The sequence below is a fragment of the Cellulomonas sp. JH27-2 genome, from assembly GCF_014837175.1.
GTDB lineage: Bacteria > Actinomycetota > Actinomycetes > Actinomycetales > Cellulomonadaceae > Cellulomonas.
The window spans coordinates 604,394-622,933 of the sequence record NZ_JACYFR010000002.1 but is presented as its reverse complement, the minus strand read 5'-3'; the positions used below and the strand labels follow the sequence as shown (position 1 = coordinate 622,933).

At 73.6% G+C, this 18,540-nt stretch carries 19 protein-coding genes and 1 tRNA gene; 19 read left to right on the top strand and 1 reads right to left on the bottom strand.

Features of this window, described 5'->3' with window-relative positions; genetic code table 11:
• Positions 1-32: 32 nt before the first annotated feature.
• From IC607_RS07855 to IC607_RS07765, 19 genes are all read left to right on the top strand, one after another.
• Positions 33-896: an AAA family ATPase gene (locus IC607_RS07855; protein ID WP_191786734.1), complete on the top strand. Its 864-nt coding sequence runs from the start codon at positions 33-35 to the stop codon at positions 894-896.
• Positions 880-1,764: a ScpA family protein gene (locus tag IC607_RS07850; RefSeq protein WP_191786732.1), complete on the top strand. Its 885-nt coding sequence runs from the start codon at positions 880-882 to the stop codon at positions 1,762-1,764. Before IC607_RS07855 ends, IC607_RS07850 begins: the two co-directional genes overlap by 17 nt.
• Positions 1,761-2,444, top strand: a complete 684-nt coding sequence (gene scpB / locus IC607_RS07845) for an SMC-Scp complex subunit ScpB (protein ID WP_191786730.1) — start codon at positions 1,761-1,763, stop codon at positions 2,442-2,444. Before IC607_RS07850 ends, scpB begins: the two co-directional genes overlap by 4 nt.
• Positions 2,441-3,352, top strand: coding sequence for a pseudouridine synthase (locus IC607_RS07840; protein WP_191786728.1), 912 nt, complete (start codon positions 2,441-2,443; stop codon positions 3,350-3,352). Before scpB ends, IC607_RS07840 begins: the two co-directional genes overlap by 4 nt.
• Entirely contained in the window at positions 3,349-4,458 is a 1,110-nt protein-coding gene (locus IC607_RS07835; protein WP_191786726.1) for a prephenate dehydrogenase, read from the top strand. Before IC607_RS07840 ends, IC607_RS07835 begins: the two co-directional genes overlap by 4 nt.
• Positions 4,440-5,156: a (d)CMP kinase gene (gene cmk / locus IC607_RS07830; protein ID WP_191786724.1), complete on the top strand. Its 717-nt coding sequence runs from the start codon at positions 4,440-4,442 to the stop codon at positions 5,154-5,156. The genes IC607_RS07835 and cmk overlap by 19 nt, the downstream gene beginning before the upstream one ends.
• A 3-nt stretch (positions 5,157-5,159) precedes the next feature.
• Positions 5,160-5,852, top strand: a complete 693-nt coding sequence (locus IC607_RS07825) for a 1-acyl-sn-glycerol-3-phosphate acyltransferase (protein ID WP_191786722.1) — start codon at positions 5,160-5,162, stop codon at positions 5,850-5,852.
• A gap of 48 nt (positions 5,853-5,900) precedes the next feature.
• Positions 5,901-7,376: a ribosome biogenesis GTPase Der gene (gene der, locus IC607_RS07820; RefSeq protein ID WP_191786720.1), complete on the top strand. Its 1,476-nt coding sequence runs from the start codon at positions 5,901-5,903 to the stop codon at positions 7,374-7,376.
• Positions 7,373-8,377, top strand: coding sequence for a hypothetical protein (locus IC607_RS07815; protein WP_191786717.1), 1,005 nt, complete (start codon positions 7,373-7,375; stop codon positions 8,375-8,377). Before der ends, IC607_RS07815 begins: the two co-directional genes overlap by 4 nt.
• Positions 8,378-8,425: 48 nt before the next feature.
• Positions 8,426-8,499 (top strand) — tRNA-Pro (locus tag IC607_RS07810).
• A gap of 154 nt (positions 8,500-8,653) precedes the next feature.
• Entirely contained in the window at positions 8,654-9,310 is a 657-nt protein-coding gene (locus IC607_RS07805) for a response regulator transcription factor (RefSeq protein WP_191786715.1), read from the top strand.
• Entirely contained in the window at positions 9,307-10,614 is a 1,308-nt protein-coding gene (locus tag IC607_RS07800) for a HAMP domain-containing sensor histidine kinase (RefSeq protein WP_191786713.1), read from the top strand. The genes IC607_RS07805 and IC607_RS07800 overlap by 4 nt, the downstream gene beginning before the upstream one ends.
• Positions 10,615-10,660: 46 nt before the next feature.
• Positions 10,661-11,425: an ABC transporter permease gene (locus IC607_RS07795; protein ID WP_191786712.1), complete on the top strand. Its 765-nt coding sequence runs from the start codon at positions 10,661-10,663 to the stop codon at positions 11,423-11,425.
• Between the two features lie 64 nt (positions 11,426-11,489).
• Positions 11,490-12,206 carry a phosphatase PAP2 family protein gene (locus IC607_RS07790; RefSeq protein WP_191786710.1) on the top strand — a complete coding sequence of 239 codons (717 nt, stop codon included), beginning with the start codon at positions 11,490-11,492 and terminating at the stop codon, positions 12,204-12,206.
• Positions 12,206-12,844, top strand: coding sequence for a VTT domain-containing protein (locus IC607_RS07785; protein ID WP_191786708.1), 639 nt, complete (start codon positions 12,206-12,208; stop codon positions 12,842-12,844). Before IC607_RS07790 ends, IC607_RS07785 begins: the two co-directional genes overlap by 1 nt.
• A 94-nt stretch (positions 12,845-12,938) precedes the next feature.
• Complete coding sequence (locus IC607_RS07780; protein ID WP_191786706.1) at positions 12,939-14,342, top strand: DUF2252 domain-containing protein; 1,404 nt, start codon at positions 12,939-12,941, stop codon at positions 14,340-14,342.
• A gap of 57 nt (positions 14,343-14,399) precedes the next feature.
• Positions 14,400-15,104 (top strand): MSMEG_4193 family putative phosphomutase, encoded by a 705-nt coding sequence (locus IC607_RS07775; RefSeq protein WP_191786704.1) that lies wholly within the window; start codon positions 14,400-14,402, stop codon positions 15,102-15,104.
• 31 nt (positions 15,105-15,135) lie between these two features.
• Complete coding sequence (locus tag IC607_RS07770) at positions 15,136-15,675, top strand: DUF3090 domain-containing protein (RefSeq protein WP_191786703.1); 540 nt, start codon at positions 15,136-15,138, stop codon at positions 15,673-15,675.
• Positions 15,672-16,433, top strand: coding sequence for an SCO1664 family protein (locus IC607_RS07765; protein WP_191786701.1), 762 nt, complete (start codon positions 15,672-15,674; stop codon positions 16,431-16,433). Before IC607_RS07770 ends, IC607_RS07765 begins: the two co-directional genes overlap by 4 nt.
• Before the next feature lie 64 nt (positions 16,434-16,497).
• Here the strand turns inward: IC607_RS07765 and IC607_RS07760 are convergent, their stop codons facing one another.
• Positions 16,498-18,534: a VWA domain-containing protein gene (locus tag IC607_RS07760; RefSeq protein ID WP_225224573.1), complete on the bottom strand. Its 2,037-nt coding sequence runs from the start codon at positions 18,532-18,534 to the stop codon at positions 16,498-16,500.
• Between the last annotated feature and the right edge of the window lie 6 nt (positions 18,535-18,540).

Below are 18,540 nucleotides of genomic sequence, written 5' to 3'. Positions count from 1 at the left end.
CCGGGCGCGCCCGCGCCGGTAGGGTTGCCCGCGTGGTGAGCCAGGTACAGACGCAGGACCGCGACGCCGTCGGACGGCCGTTGCCGGTGTTCCCGGAGCCCGCTCCGCTCGCATCTCACGGGCCGGCGCGCGTGATCGCGATGTGCAACCAAAAGGGTGGCGTCGGCAAGACGACGACGACCATCAACCTGGCGGCGGCGCTGGCCGAGTACGGCCGCCGGGTGCTGGTCGTCGACTTCGACCCGCAGGGTGCCGCGTCGGTGGGTCTGGGGGTGAGCCCGCACGAGCTCGACCGGACCATCTACAACCTGCTCATGGAGCGTGACGCGTCCATCACCGAGCTGATCCGGGAGACGGCGACGCCGGGCCTGGACCTGCTGCCCGCCAACATCGACCTGTCCGCGGCCGAGGTGCAGCTCGTCGGCGAGGTCGCCCGCGAGTCCGTCCTGTCGCGCGTGCTGCGTCCGGTGCTCGACGACTACGACGTCATCCTCGTCGACTGCCAGCCGTCGCTCGGCCTCCTGACCGTGAACGCGCTGACCGCCGCGCACGGTGTGCTCATCCCGCTCGAGTGCGAGTTCTTCGCGCTGCGCGGTGTCGCCCTGCTCGTCGAGACCATCGAGAAGGTGCGCGACCGCCTGAACCCGCGCCTGCACGTCGACGGCATCCTCGCGACGATGTACGACTCGCGCACGCTGCACGCCCGCGAGGTCGTCGCCCGCGTGCACGAGGCGTTCGGCGACACGCTGCTGCACACGGTGATCGGGCGGACCGTGAAGTTCCCCGACGCGACGGTCGCCGCCGAGCCGATCACCACGTACGCGCCCAACCACGCGGGTGCCGCGGCCTACCGCCAGCTGGCCCGTGAGCTCGTCGCGCGTGGCGACGCCGCCTGACGCGACGGCGCCCGAGGCTCCCGTCGGGAGCGCCGGGTTCGAGGTGCACCTCGAGAACTTCAGCGGGCCGTTCGACCTGCTCCTGGGCCTGATCGCCAAGCACAAGCTCGACATCACCGAGGTCGCGCTCGCGCAGGTCACGGACGAGTTCATCGCCTACATCCGGGCGGCCGAGCAGACGTGGGACCTCAACCGGGCCTCGGAGTTCCTGGTGGTCGCGGCCACGCTGCTGGACCTCAAGGCGGCCCGGCTGCTGCCGTCGGCCGACGTCGAGGACGCCGAGGACCTCGAGCTGCTCGAGGCGCGCGACCTGCTGTTCGCGCGGCTGCTGCAGTACCGCGCCTACAAGGAGGTGGCGGCCGACCTGGCGGAGCGGTTCGCGTCGGAGGGCCGTCGCTTCCCACGCGTCGTGCAGCTCGAGCCGCACCTGGCGGCGCTGCTGCCGGAGCTCGTCTGGCAGATCGGGCCGGACCAGCTCGCTGCGCTGGCCGCCAAGGCGATCGCGCCCAAGCCCGCTCCGCCGGGCGTCGACCTCAGTCACCTGCACGCGCCGCCGGTGAGCGTGCGCGAGCAGGCCGCGGTGCTGGTGGACCGCCTCCGGCACCAGGGGTCGGCGTCGTTCCGCGGGCTCGTCGCGGACGCGGGCTCGACGATCGTCGTCGTCGCCCGCTTCCTGGCGCTCCTGGAGCTCTTCCGAGAGGCGGCGGTGGCGTTCGACCAGGTGACGCCGCTCGGGGAGCTGACGGTGCGATGGACGGGCACGCAGGAGGGCGAGGTCGCGGTGTCCGACGACTTCGACGAGCTGGACACGACGGCCGGGACCGAGCTGCGTGAGGACGACGAGACACGCGAGGGCGGCGAGTCATGAGTGAGGATCCGATGACCGAGCAGGACCGGCCCGACGTGTCGGCCGACGAAGACGCGCAGACCCAGGCCGTCGGGCAGCCCGACGAGCTGGCCTTCGACGTCGACGACCTGCCCGGTGGCGCACTGGCCGCGCTCGAGGCGGTGCTGATGGTCGCCGACGAGCCCGTGCCGACGGTCCGGCTGGCGTCGGTGCTGGCACTGCCGACGGAACGTGTGGAGCAGCTGCTCGGCGAGCTCGTCGCCGACTACCGGGGGGAGGTGGGCGGCAGGGCGCGCGGCTTCGAGCTGCGGCCGGTCGGCGACGGCTGGCGCATCTACTCGGCGCCGGTCTACGCGGACGTCGTCGGCCGGTTCGTCCTGGACGGCCAGAGCGCGCGCCTGACGCAGGCCGCCCTGGAGACGCTCGCGGTGATCGCCTACCGCCAGCCCGTGACGCGCGGTCAGGTCTCGGCGGTGCGGGGCGTCAACGTCGACGGCGTCGTGCGCACGCTCACGGCCCGCGGTCTGGTCGTCGAGACAGGCACCGACCCGAGCAGTGGTGCGCTGCTGTACGAGACCACGGGATACTTCTTGGAGCGGATGGGCCTGTCCAGCCTGGACCAGCTGCCGCCGCTCGCGCCCTACCTGCCGGACATCGACGTGCTCGAGGGCGTGGACCAGACGATCGGGGAGTACAGATGAGTCCGCAGGAACGACGCGGCGGTAGGCCCAGCAGCGGCAAGCCCGGGGCGAAGCGCCAGGGCGGCCAGCAGGGCGGTCAGCGCGGCGGCAGCCCGTTCCCCGGGGAGGGCCGCGGTGCGCGGTCGGCGGGCGGCGGTGCTCGTCGTCGGCCCGCGCCGAAGAGGGACGTGGACGTGCACGACCCCGAGGGCGTGCGGCTGCAGAAGGTCCTGGCGACCGCAGGGCTCGGCTCGCGTCGCGCGTGCGAGGAGCTCATCGCCGCAGGCCGGGTGACCGTCGACGACGCCATCGTCACCGAGCTGGGTGTCCGCGTGGACCCCAAGAAGGCGGTCATCCACGTCGACGGGCTGCGCGTGCAGCTCGACACGTCGATCATCACGATCGCGCTGAACAAGCCCACGGGCGTCGTCTCGACGATGCACGACCCGGAGGGCCGGCCGACGATCGCGCAGTACGTCGCCAACCGCGACGAGCGGCTCTTCCACGTCGGGCGCCTCGACGCCGACACGTCGGGCATCATCCTGCTGACCAACGACGGCGAGCTCGCCAACCGCCTCTCGCACCCGTCGCACGGTGTCGCCAAGACCTACCTGGCGCAGGTCGAGGGCCGGGTCATCCCGTCGCTGGGCGGCAAGATGATCCGCGGCGTGGAGCTCGAGGACGGTGTCGCGAAGCTCGACAAGTTCACGGTCGTTCAGGTCACGCCGCAGGCCAGTCTGGTGGAGGTCACGCTGCACGAGGGCCGCAACCGCATCGTGCGTCGCATGTTCGACGAGGTGGGTCACCCCGTCGTGAGCCTGGTGCGCACCAGCATCGGCCCCATCCGTCTCGGTGACCTCAAGCCCGGTCGCACGCGGGTGCTGTCCAAGACCGAGATCGGGTCGCTCATGGCGCAGGCGGGGATGTGACCGCAGCGACCACGGGACCGGTGCGCGTCGTCGGCACCGGGCTGCTGGGCGCGTCCGTCGGGCTCGCGCTGCGCGGGCACGGCGTCGACGTGGTGCTGTCCGACCCGTCGCGCACCGCGCTGGCCCTGGCCCGGGACGTGGGCGCCGGCCGGCCGGCGGCCGCGGACGACGACGAGCCGACGCTGATCGTCGTCGCGGCGCCCCCGGACGTGGCGGCGCAGGTGGTGGCGGTCGAGCTGGCCGCGCACCCGGACGCCGTGGTGACCGACCTGGCGAGCGTCAAGGGTCACGTCCTGGACGAGCTGCGCGCCGTCGGCGCCGACCTGACGCGCTATGTGGGCTCGCACCCGATGGCCGGCCGTGAGCGGTCGGGCCCGTCGGCCGCGGTGCCCGACCTGTTCCTGGGTCGGCCGTGGGTGATCGCGGACTCGGGCTCGTCCCGGCCGGAGTCGGTTCTGGCCGTGCGTTCGCTGGCCGTGGACCTGGGGGCGGTGCCCGTCGCGATGGACGCGTCGGCGCACGACGAGGCCGTCGCGCTGGTGTCCCATGTTCCCCAGGTCGTCGCGTCGCTCGCGGCCGCTCGCCTGCAGGATGCCGACGACGCCGCGCTGGGCCTGGCCGGTCAGGGGCTCCGGGACGTCACGCGCATCGCGGCCTCGGACCCCGCGTTGTGGACGTCGATCCTGGCCGCGAACGCCGGCGCCGTGCACGCGGTGCTCGTCGCGGTGCGCTCGGACCTGGACGCCGTCATCGGGGCGCTGGCCGGGGCGGACGCCGCCTCCGGTCCGGAGGACGTGGCACCGGGTCTGCTCGCGACGATCGCCCAGACCGTCGCGCGCGGGAACGCGGGCGTGGCGCGCATCCCGGGCAAGCACGGCGGTGCGCAGCGTGAGTACACGCTCGTGACCGTGCTCGTCCCCGACACCCCGGGCGAGCTGGCTCGCCTGCTGACCGACGTCGGCGAGGCCGGCGTCAACCTCGAGGACCTGCACCTCGAGCACGCCGCCGGCCGCCCGGTCGGCATGGCGCAGATCGCGGTGCTGCCCGGCAGCGCCGAGCACCTCGAGGCGGAGCTGACGGCCCGCGGATGGAGACTGGTGAGTTGAGCACGACCCCCTTGACCATTGCGATCGACGGCCCCTCGGGCTCGGGCAAGTCGAGCGTCTCGAAGGCGGTGGCGCGCTCCCTGGGCCTGTCCTACCTCGACACCGGCGCGATGTACCGCGCGGCGACGTGGTGGTGCCTGCACACGGGCGTCGCGCTCGACGACGCGGACGCCGTCGCGGCCACGGTGCGTGCGATGCCGCTGGTCATGGGGGTGGACCCGGCCGCGCCGACGGTGACCGTCGACGGCACCGACGTCGGTGAGGCCATCCGTGAGACGACGATCTCCGCCGCGGTGAGCGCGGTGGCCACCAACCTCGAGGTGCGTGCGGAGCTGGGGCGCCTGCAGCGCGCCGCGATCGAGGAGGCCGGCCAGCCGGGCTCGTTCAGCGAGGGCCGCGGGATCGTCGCCGAGGGCCGGGACATCACGACCGTCGTCGCCCCCGACGCCGACGTGCGCGTGCTGCTGACGGCGTCGGAGGAGGCGCGGCTGCGTCGTCGCTCGCTCGAGGTCCACGGGGCGGCCGACGAGGCCGCCGTCGAGGCCACACGCGACCAGGTGCTGCGGCGGGACGCGGACGACTCGACCGTCGTGCAGTTCCACGTGGCTGCGGACGGCGTCGTGACCGTCGACTCGTCCGACCTCGACTTCGACCAGACCGTGCAGGCGGTGCTCGACGTCGTCGCGAACCGCGGCTGACCGATGAGCGACCCCCGGCTGCCGTCGCCCTGGGGCCCGCGCTGGGCGCGCTGGGTGGGGCGGTTCCTCGCGCGCGTGGTGTGGGCGACCGAGGTCGTCGGGCGCGAGAACGTGCCCGGCGACGGTCCGGTGCTTCTCGCCGCCAACCACACGGGGATCGTCGACGGGCCGATCCTGCTGGGCGTCGCGCCTCGGCCTGCGCACGTGCTCGTCAAGGAGGAGATGTTCGTCGGGCCGGTGGGGTGGGTGCTGCGGGCCGCGGGCCAGATCCCCGTCGACCGCACCGGCGGACGCCCCGCGCTCACGGCCGGCCACGGCGTGCTGCGCCGCGGTGACGTCGTCGGGATCTTCCCCGAGGGCAACCGCGGCCGCGGCGACGTGTCCGACGCCCGGGCGGGCGCGGCGTGGCTCGCGCTCAACGGGCGCGCACCGGTCGTGCCGGTCGCGGTGCTGGGGACGCGGCGCACGGGGGAGTCGGTCAACAAGATCCCGGGTCTGCGGCGGCGGATGGTCGTGCAGTTCGGCGCTCCGATCAGCGTGCAGCGTGGGCCGGGCATGACCGGCCGCGAGGCGCTGGAGGCGGCGAACACCGCGATCCGGGTCGCCATGGCGGACGTCGTGGTCGCCGCGCAGGCGCGTTCGGGCGTGACGCTGCCCACGGACGACCCCCTGCGTGAGCGGCAGCGCGAGGTCTGACGAGCCGCGGGGTCGTCGTCGGGCCCCGCGACAGGCGACAATGGGGCCATGACCGAGATCGACCCTGCCCTGGTGCTGCCCGACGAGGCCAGCGACGCCGACCGTGAACGGGCTCTGCGCGCCGGTCTGGCGGAGTACGACCTCGCCGACGACGACCTGGCGCTGCTCGACGGCGTCGAGGGCGGCGAGCGGCTCGAGGAGGCCGCCCGCGCGCTGCCGGTCCTGGCGATCATCGGCCGACCCAACGTGGGCAAGTCGACCCTGGTGAACCGCATCCTCGGCCGCCGCGAGGCCGTCGTGGAGGACAAGCCGGGCGTCACCCGCGACCGCGTGAGCTACCCGGCCGAGTGGTCGGGGACGCGCTTCACGCTCGTCGACACCGGCGGCTGGGAGGTCGACGTCGCGGGCATCGAGGCGCGTGTCGCCGAGCAGGCGGAGGTCGCCATCGGCCTGGCGGACGCCATCGTCTTCGTCGTCGATGCGACCGTGGGGACCACGGACACCGACGAGCAGGTCGTCCGGCTGCTGCGCCGATCGGGCAAGCCCGTCGTGCTGTGCGCCAACAAGGTCGACGGCCCCGCCGGCGAGGCCGACGCGTTCGCGCTCTGGTCGCTCGGGCTGGGGGAGCCCTACCCCGTCTCGGCGCTGCACGGTCGCGGCACCGGCGACCTGCTCGATGCCATCCTCGACGTGCTCCCGGAGGTGTCCGCCCACGGCGTGCTGCGACCGGAGGGTCCGCGCCGCGTCGCGCTCGTCGGGCGTCCGAACGTCGGCAAGTCCTCCCTGCTGAACAAGGTGGTCGGGGCCGAGCGCGTGGTCGTCGACGACGTCGCCGGCACCACGCGCGACCCGGTGGACGAGCTCGTGACTCTGCGTGACAAGCAGTGGGTGTTCGTCGACACCGCCGGCATCCGCCGCCGCGTGCACCAGACGTCGGGCGCCGACTTCTACGCGTCGCTGCGGACCGCGTCCGCCATCGACAAGGCCGAGGTCGCCGTCGTGCTCGTCGACGCCTCGGTGAAGATGACCGAGCAGGACACGCGCGTCATCTCGCAGGTCGTCGACGCGGGACGCGCCCTGGTCATCGCCTACAACAAGTGGGACCTCATGGACGAGGACCGCCGCCCGTTCCTCGAGCGCGAGATCGAGCAGGACCTGGTCCAGGTGCAGTGGGCGCCTCGCGTCAACCTCTCGGCCCGCACGGGCTGGCACAGCGACCGCCTGGTGCCTGCGCTCGAGCGCGCGCTCGACTCGTGGGACACGCGCATCTCGACCGGGCGCCTCAACGCGTTCCTCGGCGAGCTCGTCGCGGCCCACCCCCACCCGGTGCGCGGGGGCAAGCAGCCGCGCATCCTGTTCGCGACGCAGGCCTCCACGCGCCCGCCCCGGTTCGTGATCTTCACCACGGGCTTCCTGGACCCGGGCTACCGCCGCTATATCGAGCGCCGCCTGCGCGAGACGTTCGGCTTCGAGGGCACGCCCATCTCCATCTCGGTGCGGGTCCGGGAGAAGCGCCGGCGGTGAACCGCGTGCGCCGCGCGCTGCTGCGGCTCGGACTGCCCCGCGACCCCGCCGCGACGCGCTACCTGAGCGCGTTCCTGGTCAGCGCCGTGGTGACGGTCATGGCCGTGCGTGCGCTGCTGGCTGCCACCGGCTACCCGCAGGTGGGCGGGGAGCACCTGCACCTGTCGCACGTGCTGTGGGGCGGCCTGGCCATGGCGCTGGCGTTCGTCCTGCTGTTCTCCTTCCTGGGACCCGTCACCCGCCCGTTCGCGGCCGTGCTGGGTGGGATCGGCTTCGGACTGTTCGTCGACGAGATCGGCAAGTTCGTCACGTCGGACTACGACTACTTCTACGCGCCCACCGCGACGCTCGTGTACCTGGTCATCGTCGGGTTCGCCCTGCTCTCCGAGGCGCTGCACGGGCGACGTCCGCCGACGCCCCAGGAGTATCTGGCCGCGGCCGCTGACGCCGCCGTCGCGGGTATCGCCGGCGGGTTCTCGCCGCGCGCGCGGCGCCACGCCCACAAGCTGCTGGAACGGGCAGGTGACGTCCGCGGTCGTGACGAGGTCGCCGCGCTGCTCGACGCGGTGGTCGACGACCGCGACGAGCTGCCCGACCCCACGACGGCCGTCGCGGACTTCGTCGTGCGCACCCTGCACCACCTGGTTCGCGCGCGCTGGGTCCCCACGCTCGCCGTCGTCGTCCTGCTCGGCACAGCGGCCGGCGCGGTGTGGCGCGTCGTCCAGCACGAGGACGCATCGGGGCTGGTACTCGGCGGTGTGCTCGTCGGTGCTGGGCTGACGCTCGCCCTGTGCATCGGCGGTCTGGTGCTCGTCGGCGGCGACCGCGAACGCGGCTACCGCTGGTTCCGCCGTGCCGTGCTGGTGTCCCTGCTGGTCACCCAGGTGTTCCTGTTCCGGCTCGACGAGTGGGGCGCCTCCATCGGCCTCGTCGTCGATCTGCTGGTCCTCGGCCTGCTCGCCGCGGAGATCGACGTGCAGCGTCGAGCCCGCGAGGAATGACCACCCCTCCGCGTACGGTAGGCTCTTCGAGGCTCCTGCGGGGGCCATCGGGCTGTGGCGCAGCTTGGTAGCGCACTTGACTGGGGGTCAAGGGGTCGCAGGTTCAAATCCTGTCAGCCCGACCGATGAAGTAGCAGGTCAGAGGCCGTTTCCGCTCGTGCGGAGGCGGCCTCTCGCCGTTCCTGGTTTCCGACCTCGGCGCTGTCGGCGTGTCCGGGCTGGTGACGGTGATGTCCGGCCGAACCGGCATGCTGGGCACCAGACACGGGAGGTTGGATGGCGAACGTCGGGGTGTGCGAGGACGACGCGAGCGTGCGCAGGGTCGTCGCCGAGATCCTGCGTCGTGAAGACCACACCGTCACGCTCGCGCACACCGGTTCCGAGGCCCTGCGGCTCTTCGGCGAGGCGCCGTTGGACGTGCTCGTGATCGACATCGGCCTGCCCGACGCCGACGGGCGTGACGTCTGCCAGGCGCTGCGCGCGGCCGGTCAGCACGCACCCGTGCTGTTCCTGACGGCGAAGGACTCGCTGACGGACCTCGTCTCGGGGTTCAACGCCGGCGGCGACGACTACCTCACCAAGCCGTTCGCGATCCCGGAGCTGCTCGTGCGGGTGGCGGCGCTGGCGCAGCGGCACGTCGCGGCGACGCCCCCGACCGGCCTCGTCCTGGACCCCGCGACGTTCGCGGTCCGCCACGGCGTGCGGTCGAGCACGTTGACGCCGACCGAGTTCCGGCTGCTGGCCGCCCTGACCGCGCACCCCGGCGCGGTGGTCCGCCGCCGTGAGCTGGTCGCGGCGGGGTGGCCGATGGGGGCGATGGTGCAGGAGAACACGATCGACTCGTTCGTCCGGCGGCTGCGCACCAAGGTGGACGCCGTGGGATCCGACGTGCACATCGAGACCGTGCGTGGCGTCGGGTACGTCCTGCGATGAAGGGGACCCCGTGGCGCGCGTGGGGTGTGCGCCGACGCATCGTCGTCACGACCGCGGCCTCGACCCTCGTCGGGATGGCCGTGCTCGTCGCCCTGACCGCGCTCGTCCTCGACCGGACCGTCGACAACAACGTGCGCAGCCTCCTGGCAGACCGCGCCGACGCCGTGGCGTCGGCGGTCGTCACCGAGGACGGCACGCTGCGGACGAGCGCGGCGGGGGAGCCCAGCGACGAGGTCGCGTGGGTCTTCGACGCCACGGGCACGCAGGTCCACGGCCCGAGCGGGTCCCCCCTCGACGACGAGGCCCACACGCTGGGGACCGTGAACCAGGCGACGACGCGGGAGACCGACGACTGGATCCTGCTGGCCGACCCGTTGCCCGCCGGTGCGGGCACGGTCGTGGTGGGTGCCTCGCTCGACCCGTACGAGTCCACGCGCGACGCCGCGCTGCTCGCGAGCGCAGTCGTCGGCGTGCTGGTCGTCGCGGCGGTCACGACGATGACCGCGTGGACGGTGACGCGGGCGCTGCGGCCCGTCGCGTCGATGGCGCGGAGCGCAGCGGCCTGGAGCGAACGTGACCTGGACCGCCGGTTCGAGCTCGGTCCACCCCACGACGAGATCACCGAGCTCGGCGAGGTCCTCGACCGGCTCCTGGCCCGCGTCTCGCGCGCGCTGCTCGCCGAGCAGCGGCTGACCGCCGAGCTCGCGCACGAGCTGCGCACACCGCTGACCGTCGTGCGCGCCGAGGCCGAGCTCGGCGCGACCGAACCGGGGGTGTCGGCGGCCACGCGTGAGCGCCTGGACCGGATCGTCGCCGCGACCGACCACCTGACCGGGGTCGTCGACTCCCTGCTCAGCGCGGCGCGCGGCGCTGCGTCGGGTGATGTCCGCACGCCCGTGAATGACGTCATTCAGCTGGCCGTGCGTGGACCGGCCCTGCCTGCGTCGTCGGTGGCGATCGTGGTCGAGACCGCGCCCGAACTCCTGGTCGCGACACCCGCCGACGTCGCGCTGCGGGCACTGACACCGCTGCTCGTCAACGCCCTCGAGCACGGCCGGGATCGGGTCCTGGTCCGCCCGCAGGCCCGTGGGGAGTGGGTCGCGATCGACGTCGAGGACGACGGTGACGGCGTGCCGGCGGACCTCGTCGACGCCGTCTTCACGCCGGGCGTCCGGAGCGAGGGCTCGGCGGGCGCGGGGCTCGGGCTCCCGCTCGCCCGGCGGATCGCGCGTGCGAGCGGTGGCGACGTGGTGCTGGACCCGGACGACCGCGCGAGGTTCGTGCTGACCCTGCCGCGCGCCTGAGCGGCGGGTCACGCCGCGGTGCGTGGCGGGTACCTAGGCTGAGGGCGTGCCGGCCCAGCCTGGAGTCCCCGCGCTCGTCGCGCGGGTGGTCCTCACCGCCCTGGCGGTCGCGGCGTCGAGGCTCGGTCGGCTGCACCGCGGACGCGAGCTCGCGATCGCCGCCGTGCGCGCCGTGGTTCAGCTGGCCGCCGTCTCCCTCATCATCGCGCTCGTGCTGAGGTCGACCGCCTGGTCGCTGCTGTTCGCGGTGGTGATGTTCTCGATCGCGTCCGTGACCACCGCGCGCCGGATCGAGAGGCCGGGCGCCTGGATGTGGGCGGCCCTCGCCATCGGGGCCGGCGTCGTCCCGGTGCTCGTGGTCATCTTCGCGTCGGGCGCCGTGCCGTTCGACGGGCCGTCGTTCGTGCCGTTCGCCGGGATCGTGATCGGCGGTGCGATGAATGCCCACTCGTTGGCGGGGCGGCGCGTCCTCGGAGCGCTCGAGGAGCACCATGACCTCTACGAAGCGGGCCTCGCGCTCGGCATGCAGCCCAGTGCGGCGATCGACGTCGTGGCGCTGCGGCTCGTCCCCGAGGCGCTGGTCCCCGGCCTCGACCAGACCCGGACCGTCGGCCTCGTCACGCTCCCCGGCGCGTTCGTCGGGGTGCTGCTCGGCGGCGGCACCCCGCTCCAGGCCGGTACGGCGCAGGTCCTCGTGCTCGTCGGGCTGCTCGCGGCGCAGACGATCACCGTCGTCACCGCCTACCAGCTGGTCCGGCTCGGGCTCCTGCTGCCCCCGGAACTGGCGCGCACGGTCCGGCCCCGACCCTGACGGCGCGGCTCGACGCCGCCGCACAGTCAGGTCGCTGTCAGGCGCGAGCACCTAGCGTCCGAGCGTGCGAAGTCGACTCGTCACCATCACCGTCTCAGCGGCCGTATTCGTCGCCCTCCTCGTCGCCGTGCTGGCCGCCCACCTCGAACCCCTCCGCATGGACGTCTGGTGGGCATCGGTCCTCGACGGTGCGCGCGGCGCAGTGATGACGGACGTCCAGCGGTTCGTCAGCGTCCTGGGCGCCGGGCTGGTCGGCGGCCTGATCGTCCCTGGCGTCGTCCTCCTGGCCCTGTGGCGCCGGCGGGGCCGGTTCGCCGCTCTGACGTTCGCGGTCGGCATGGTCGCCTCGGTCGTGGCGGTGCAGCTCACCAAGCACCTCGTCGCCCGCCCGCGCCCGCCCGCGCAGCTCGTCGTGAGCGACTTCGGCTCGTTCCCCTCCGGGCACGTCGCCAACGCCGCCACGATCACGGTCCTCCTGCTCCTGCTGCTGCGTCGCCGTTGGCTCGTTGCGGTCGCGGTGGCGTGGACCGCCCTGATGGCGGTCAGCCGGACCTACCTCAACGCGCACTGGCTGAGCGACACGTTCGCGGGCGCCGCGCTCGGCGCGTCCGTAGCGGTCGGTGCCGTCCTGCTGATCGGGCTGCTCGACCGCTCGTCGAGCGGGGCTGCGGATCGCCGCGGTCGCGCGGTCGAGAGCCCGCGCGGCGCGGTCTGCGGCAACGAGCACCGTGCGCCGGACGAAGCGGGCGCCGCGCTCGCCCCTGTGCGGGAGGTGCTGTGATGCACGCATCGTCACTGCTCGACCCCTCGGGCGTCCTGACCGGCGCCGGCCCGTGGGTGCTGCTGGTGATCGCGGCGATGATCTTCGTCGAGACGGGGCTGCTGTTCCCGTTTTTGCCCGGCGACAGCCTGATCTTCACCGCCGCGCTGCTCGGCCCGCAGCTGGGCGTCCCGCTGTGGCTCCTGATCGGCGTGGTGGCGGTGGCGGCCGTCGCGGGAGACAGCGTGGGCTACGCGATCGGGCGCCGGTGGGGGCGAGGCCGGTTCCGCCCCGACGCGCGGGTCCTGCGCACGCAGTACCTCGAGCGAACGGACGGATTCCTCGGCCGCTACGGCGGTCGCTCGATCGTGCTGGCCCGCTTCGTGCCCATCGTGCGCACGTTCCTGCCCCCGATCGTCGGCACGTCCTCGATGCCGTACCGCACATTCCTGCGCTGGAACGTCGTCGGCGCGCTCGCATGGGCGACGGCGTGCGCCCTGGCCGGGCACTTCCTGGGGCAGGTGCCGTTCGTCGCGAACCACATCGAGCTCATCGCCATCGCGCTCGTCGGGCTGTCGGTGGTCCCGATCGGCGTCGACCTCCTGCGCGGGCCGGGCCGTTCCTCGGAGCCTGACGCGCCTGCTCGCGCGCTCGACTGAGCTGGTCCCCCGCGCGCCGCGTGCCGAACCTCGAGTGCACGCTCGCGAGGCGAACGTGGGGACACGACAGCATCCTGTGCGCCACCATGACCCCATGGATGCTGGGACAGGTGGGGTCGACGCGGACGTCGCCCACGCCGACGTGGCGACTCGGGTCGCGCGCGGCAGGCAGGCACGTCGCACCGTCCCGCGCGCGGCGCTCGGCGCATGGAAGCCGGGGCCCGAACGTGCCGACCCGGCCGCGCTCCTTCGAGCCCAGGAGGTGACACGCGTCCCGGACCTGGTCGCACTTCGGCACGAGCGCATGCTGCCGTCGCCGTTCGTGTTCTACCGCGGGGCCGCGGTGATCATGGCGGCAGACCTCGGGGCCGCACCGAGCACCGGGCTGTGGGTCCAGGCCTGCGGTGACGCGCACCTGTCGAACTTCGGTGGCTTCGGGACGCCCGAGCGCGTGCTCGTGTTCGACCTCAACGACTTCGACGAGACGGCGCGGGCACCGTTCGAGTGGGACGTGAAGCGTCTGGCGGCCAGCTTCGAGATCGCCGGTCGGTCGCTGGCACTGTCCGATGCGAAGCGGGCTGCCGTCCGGCTCCGCGTCGGGCGGGCCTACCGCGAGGCGATGGCCGACTTCGCCAGGACGACCAACCTGGGCATCTGGTACGCGCGCCTGGACGCGGCGCAGGTGCTCGAGCAGCTGCGGGCGGTCGCGCCGAGACGGGTGGCGGCCGCGGCGCGCGCGCAGGACCGCGCACGGTCCAGGGACAACCTCAAGGCGCTGCACAAGCTGACCGAGGTGGTCGACGGCGAACGACGCCTGCGCCACGACCCGCCGGTGCTCGTCCCCGTGCGTGACCTGGCTCCCGGCCGTGAGCACGAGGAGCTGCTCGACTGGCTCCGGGCGCAGGTCCGGCGGTACCACGCGAGCCTGCCCGACGACCGCGCGCTGCTCCTCGGCCGCTACCGGCTCGTCGACGCCGCGCGCAAGGTCGTCGGCGTGGGCAGCGTCGGGACCCGGTGCTGGGTGCTGCTCCTCGTGGGGCGCGATGACGACGACCCGCTGTTCTTGCAGGTCAAGGAGGCGCAGTCCTCGGTGCTCGAAGCCGCCACGGGGCCCAGCGCCTACCCGAACCACGGTCAGCGCGTGGTGCAGGGGCAGCGGCTGGTCCAGGCGGCGAGCGACATCTGGCTCGGCTGGGTCCGGTCGACGGGCCTCGACGGGGTGGAGCGGGACTTCTACGTGCGCCAGCTGTGGGACTGGAAGCTGTCGATCGACGTCGACTCGCTCGACGCGACGACGCTCGGGCTCTACGCGCAGCTGTGCGGATGGACGCTGGCCCGAGCGCACGCGGTGTCGGGGGACCCGGTCGCGATCGCCGCCTACCTCGGCACGTCGCGCCGCTTCGAGACGGCCATCGCGGAGTTCTCCATGGCCTACGCCGATCAGAACGAGCAGGACTACGAGGGTGTCCGCGCACTTGCGGCGCGCGGGGCGTTCTGACCCGGTGTGCGTGCCCGGCATCCGTCGGTCAGGGACGTGTGGACCTAGGCTTCCCCCATGCCCACCGTCCTGCTCGTCCGTCACGGCCGGACCACGGCGAACGCCTCCGGGGTGCTCGCGGGCCGCACGCCGGGCGTGCGCCTCGACGCCGTCGGCCGGCAGCAGGCCGAGCGCGCCGCGCAGCGGATCTCCGGGATCCCGCTGGTCGCGGTCGTCACGAGCCCGCTCGAGCGGTGCCGGCAGACCGCCCGGTCCCTCGTCGCGCTCCAGCAGACCCCGCCCGAGCTCCTCGTCGAGCGAGGCATCACCGAGTGCGACTACGGCGACTGGCAGGGTCGCACCCTCAAGGACCTCGCCACCGAGAAGCTGTGGTCCGTCGTGCAGACCCAGCCATCGGCGGCCACGTTCCCCGGTGGCGAGTCGATGAGCGCGATGCAGGCCCGCAGCGTCGCGGCGGTGCGCGCGCACGACGCGGCGGTCGCCGAGCGGCACGGCGAGCGAGCCGTGTGGGCGGCCGTCGCCCACGGCGACATCATCAAGTCGATCCTGGCCGACGCGCTGGGGATGCACCTGGACCTGTTCCAGCGCATCGCGGTGGGCCCGGCCTCGATCTCCGTCGTGCGGTACGGGGACCGGCGGCCAGAGGTGGTGGCCACGAACAGCGACGCAGGCGACCTGTCCTGGCTCGCGGCCACGGCCCCGGCGGGCGACGCGCCGGTCGGGGGTGGCGCCGGTCCGTCCGACGAGCCCGCGGGGACCTGACGCGACGTCCGACCCGACCTACAGTGGGTCCATGCCACCCCTCGTGCACGAGTTCGACTGGCCGGACCGGGTCGTCGTCGGGACCGTCGGACGCCCCGGCGCGCGGACGTTCTACCTGCAGGCGCGCACGGGCGCACGCACATGCAGCGTCGCCATGGAGAAGCAGCAGTCCGCTGCGCTGGCCGAGACGATCGACCAGCTCCTCGACCAGCTGATGGTGGAGCCCGACAACACGTTCAGCATCCCGGCCGCCGCACCCGACGAGCTCGTCGACCGCGACCCCCTGGACCCCGTCGAGGAGGAGTTCCGGACCGGGACGATGCGCCTGAGCTGGGACCCCCGGACCCTGCAGGTCGTCGTCGAGGCGTTCCCCGTCGTCGATGCGGAGCCCGACGCCCGCGAGGAGCCCGAGCCGGACGAGGTCCTGCTGGTGCGCATGCCGGTCGGCACCGCGCGGGCGTTCGTGCAGCGCACGCGCGCCGTGGTCGCCTCCGGGCGTCCCGCGTGCCCGTTGTGCGGTGAACCGGTCGGCGAGGACGGGCACGTCTGCGCGTCGCCGCTGGAGCCGTGACGGGGCTCGACGAGGACGACCTGGAGATCGTCGGGCGCATCCGGATCGCCTCGAACGAGACGTATCTCGCGCGGATCGGCCACGTCGAGGTCGTCTACAAGCCGGTGCTGGGGGAGAAGCCGCTGTGGGACTTCCCCGACGGCAGCCTGGCGAACCGCGAGGTCGCCGCGTACGCGGTCTCGGAGGCGACGGGGTGGGGGATCGTCCCGCGCACGTGGCTGCGCGACGGCCCGCTCGGACCCGGGATGGTCCAGCTGTGGCAGGACGTCGACGACGAGCAACGACCAGTCGACGTCGTGCCGAGCCGACGAGCGACGCGTGACGGGTGGCGGCAGGTCCTGGAGGGCACGGACGCCGACGACCGGCCGGTCGCGCTCGTGCACGAGGACTCGGCCGCGCTGCGCCGCATGGCCGTGCTCGACGTGCTGCTCAACAACGCCGACCGCAAGGGCGGTCACGTGCTCGCGATGGCCGACGGCCGCCGCCTCGGCGTCGACCACGGAGTCACCTTCCACGTCGAGCCGAAGCTCCGCACCGTCCTGTGGGGGTGGCTGGGCGAGGAGCTCGACGACGACGAGCGGGCCGGGGTGACGCGCGTGCGCGACGACCTCGCGGGGGCGCTCGGTGCCGCGCTGGCCCCGCTGCTGACGGACCTCGAGGTGGCCGCACTGGCGGGGCGGTGCGACCGGCTGCTGCGGACGGGCCGGTTCCCCGCGCACGAGGGGCAGATGCCCGCCGTGCCGTGGCCGCTGTTCTGAGCGCCGCTCGCGGTCCCGAACCTCGCGCGCCGCAGCCCGCGCACCGCCGAGACGTCGGCGCGCGTCAGCGCCACCAGCTGCGCTGCGGGCCGGCCATCGGGTCGTCGTCGCCCCACCGCCCGCGCGCGCCGTTGTCGCGCGAGCCCAGGTAGGAGCCGATGACGGCCGCGCTCAGGTCGTCCGCCTCCGGGGACACCACCGTGCCGCCCACGCGGCGGGCCATGGCGTCGATGAACCGCGCGAGGCCCGGGTCGTCGCCCAGGCGGAAGAACGTGGTCCGGGCGCCCAGCCGCATCGAGGCGTCGAGCTCGCGGATCGACAGGGCGATCGTCGTCGGGTGCGGCGGGTAGTCGAAGAACACGTGGCCGTCCGGCTCCAGGTGGGACGTCGGCTCGCCGTCGGTGACGATCAGCAGGACGGGCTGCGCGTTCGGGTGCTTGCGGAAGTGGCGGTTGGCCAGCAGCAGCGCGTGGTGCAGGTTCGTGCCCTTGTCCCACGTGGCGTCCAGCCCGACGAGCTCGTCGACACCCGTCACCGAAGCGGTGCGCCCGAAGGCGATGAGCTGCAGGTCGTCGCCGCGGAACCGGCTGGTCACGAGCGTGTGCAGCGCCAGCGTCGTGCGCTTCATCGGGACCCAGCGCCCCTCCATCGCCATCGAGAACGACGTGTCGACCAGCAGCGCGACGCAGGCCTGCGTGCGTGCCTCGGTCTCCGCCACCTCGACGTCACCGATCTCGAGCCTGACCCGCCCGCCGGTCGCGCCGCCCCGGACCAGCGCGTTGGTCAGCGTGCGCGTGACGTCCCACGGCTCGGTGTCGCCGAACGCCCACTCGCGGGTGGCCCCGGAAAGCTCACCCGCCGACCCTGCGCGGCGTACGTCGTGCCCGCCCTGACGGCCCGAGACGGTGTCCGCGACGGCGCGCAGGATCTCCTTGCCGAGCAGCCGCATCGCCTTCGGGGTCAGCGCGAGGCGGCCGTCCGTGTCTCGCCGCAGCACGCCGGACCGGCGCAGCTCGCGCTCCAGCCGCTGCAGCGTCCGGGCGTCGACGGCGGCGTCCGCCCCGAGCTGGCGCGCGAGCCGGTCCAGGTCGAGGTCGTCGAGCTGCGAGCCCTGGTAGGACTGGGCCAGCTGCTCCGCGAGCGCGTCGAGGTCTGCCAGGTCCTGGAAGACACCGGTGCCGTCGCCGAGCCCCAGCGCGTTCTCGCCGTCCATGCGCTGCGAGCCCGACCAGTCCTCACCGGGGCGCAGGGCGCGCAGGTTCTGGTCCATCCGGTCCAAGGCGTCCATGAGGTCGGACGACCCGAACGCCTGCGCCGCCAGCGCATCGAGCTCGGCGCGCTGCTCGGCGCTCATCGAGCTGCGCATCCGCTGCGCGGCCGCCGCCCGCTGGGCCAGGGAGTCCAGGAGCTCCTCGACCGACCCGGGCCGGTCGGGGAAGAAGTCGCCGTGCTCGGCCATGAACGCGTCGAACTGGTCGGTGGTGTCCTCACCGCGCCGGTGCGCGTCCAGCAGGTCGTTGAGGGCGTCGAGCATCGCGCCCATCGCGGCGCGGTCGTCGTCCGTGGCCCCCTCCAGCGCCTGCTTCATGCCCTCGAACCGTTGCTCGAGCAGCTCGCGGCCCAGCACGTCCTTGATCGCCTCGAAGTCGCGGCGGGCGTCCGCGCTGCGCCAGTCGTAGCCGTTCAGCTCGCTGACCGCCGCGGCGGGGGAGGGCGGGAGGTTGTCGAGCTGCATCTGCGCCAGTGCCCGGTCGCCCTCGTCCATGTCGACGTCGCGCGCGAGCTGCTTGCGCTCGGCGAGCACCGCGCTGTCGAGGAGCCGCCTGACCTCCTGGAGGGTGCCGTCCAGGTTGTTGTTCGCGGTCAGCTCGCGGCGCCGCTCGGCCACGCGCCGCGCGAGCTCGTCGAGCCCGGTCTGCTCCCGGCCGCCGCGGCGCAGGAACTCGCGCATCGCCGCCTCGACCGACGACCCCGCCATGACGTCCTCGCCGATGGCGTCGAGGGCCTCGGACAGGTCGAGCGGAGGCGCGAGCGGGTCCGGCCCGTCGACGTAGGACGTGTAGCGGGAACGCCGGGCGAGCCGGCGGTTGGTCCGCACCATCTCAGC

What these genes read in the sequence shown, in the direction of transcription:
- scpB (WP_191786730.1), top strand. Translation starts at nt 1,761, where the DNA reads ATGAGTGAGGATCCGATGACCGAGCAGGACCGGCCCGACGTGTCGGCC.
- IC607_RS07840 (WP_191786728.1), top strand. Translation starts at nt 2,441, where the DNA reads ATGAGTCCGCAGGAACGACGCGGCGGTAGGCCCAGCAGCGGCAAGCCC.
- cmk (WP_191786724.1), top strand. Translation starts at nt 4,440, where the DNA reads ATGGAGACTGGTGAGTTGAGCACGACCCCCTTGACCATTGCGATCGAC.
- IC607_RS07825 (WP_191786722.1), top strand. Translation starts at nt 5,160, where the DNA reads ATGAGCGACCCCCGGCTGCCGTCGCCCTGGGGCCCGCGCTGGGCGCGC.
- der (WP_191786720.1), top strand. Translation starts at nt 5,901, where the DNA reads ATGACCGAGATCGACCCTGCCCTGGTGCTGCCCGACGAGGCCAGCGAC.
- IC607_RS07805 (WP_191786715.1), top strand. Translation starts at nt 8,654, where the DNA reads ATGGCGAACGTCGGGGTGTGCGAGGACGACGCGAGCGTGCGCAGGGTC.
- IC607_RS07800 (WP_191786713.1), top strand. Translation starts at nt 9,307, where the DNA reads ATGAAGGGGACCCCGTGGCGCGCGTGGGGTGTGCGCCGACGCATCGTC.
- IC607_RS07785 (WP_191786708.1), top strand. Translation starts at nt 12,206, where the DNA reads ATGCACGCATCGTCACTGCTCGACCCCTCGGGCGTCCTGACCGGCGCC.
- IC607_RS07780 (WP_191786706.1), top strand. Translation starts at nt 12,939, where the DNA reads ATGGATGCTGGGACAGGTGGGGTCGACGCGGACGTCGCCCACGCCGAC.
- IC607_RS07775 (WP_191786704.1), top strand. Translation starts at nt 14,400, where the DNA reads ATGCCCACCGTCCTGCTCGTCCGTCACGGCCGGACCACGGCGAACGCC.
- IC607_RS07770 (WP_191786703.1), top strand. Translation starts at nt 15,136, where the DNA reads ATGCCACCCCTCGTGCACGAGTTCGACTGGCCGGACCGGGTCGTCGTC.
- IC607_RS07760 (WP_225224573.1), bottom strand. Translation starts at nt 18,534, where the DNA reads ATGGTGCGGACCAACCGCCGGCTCGCCCGGCGTTCCCGCTACACGTCC.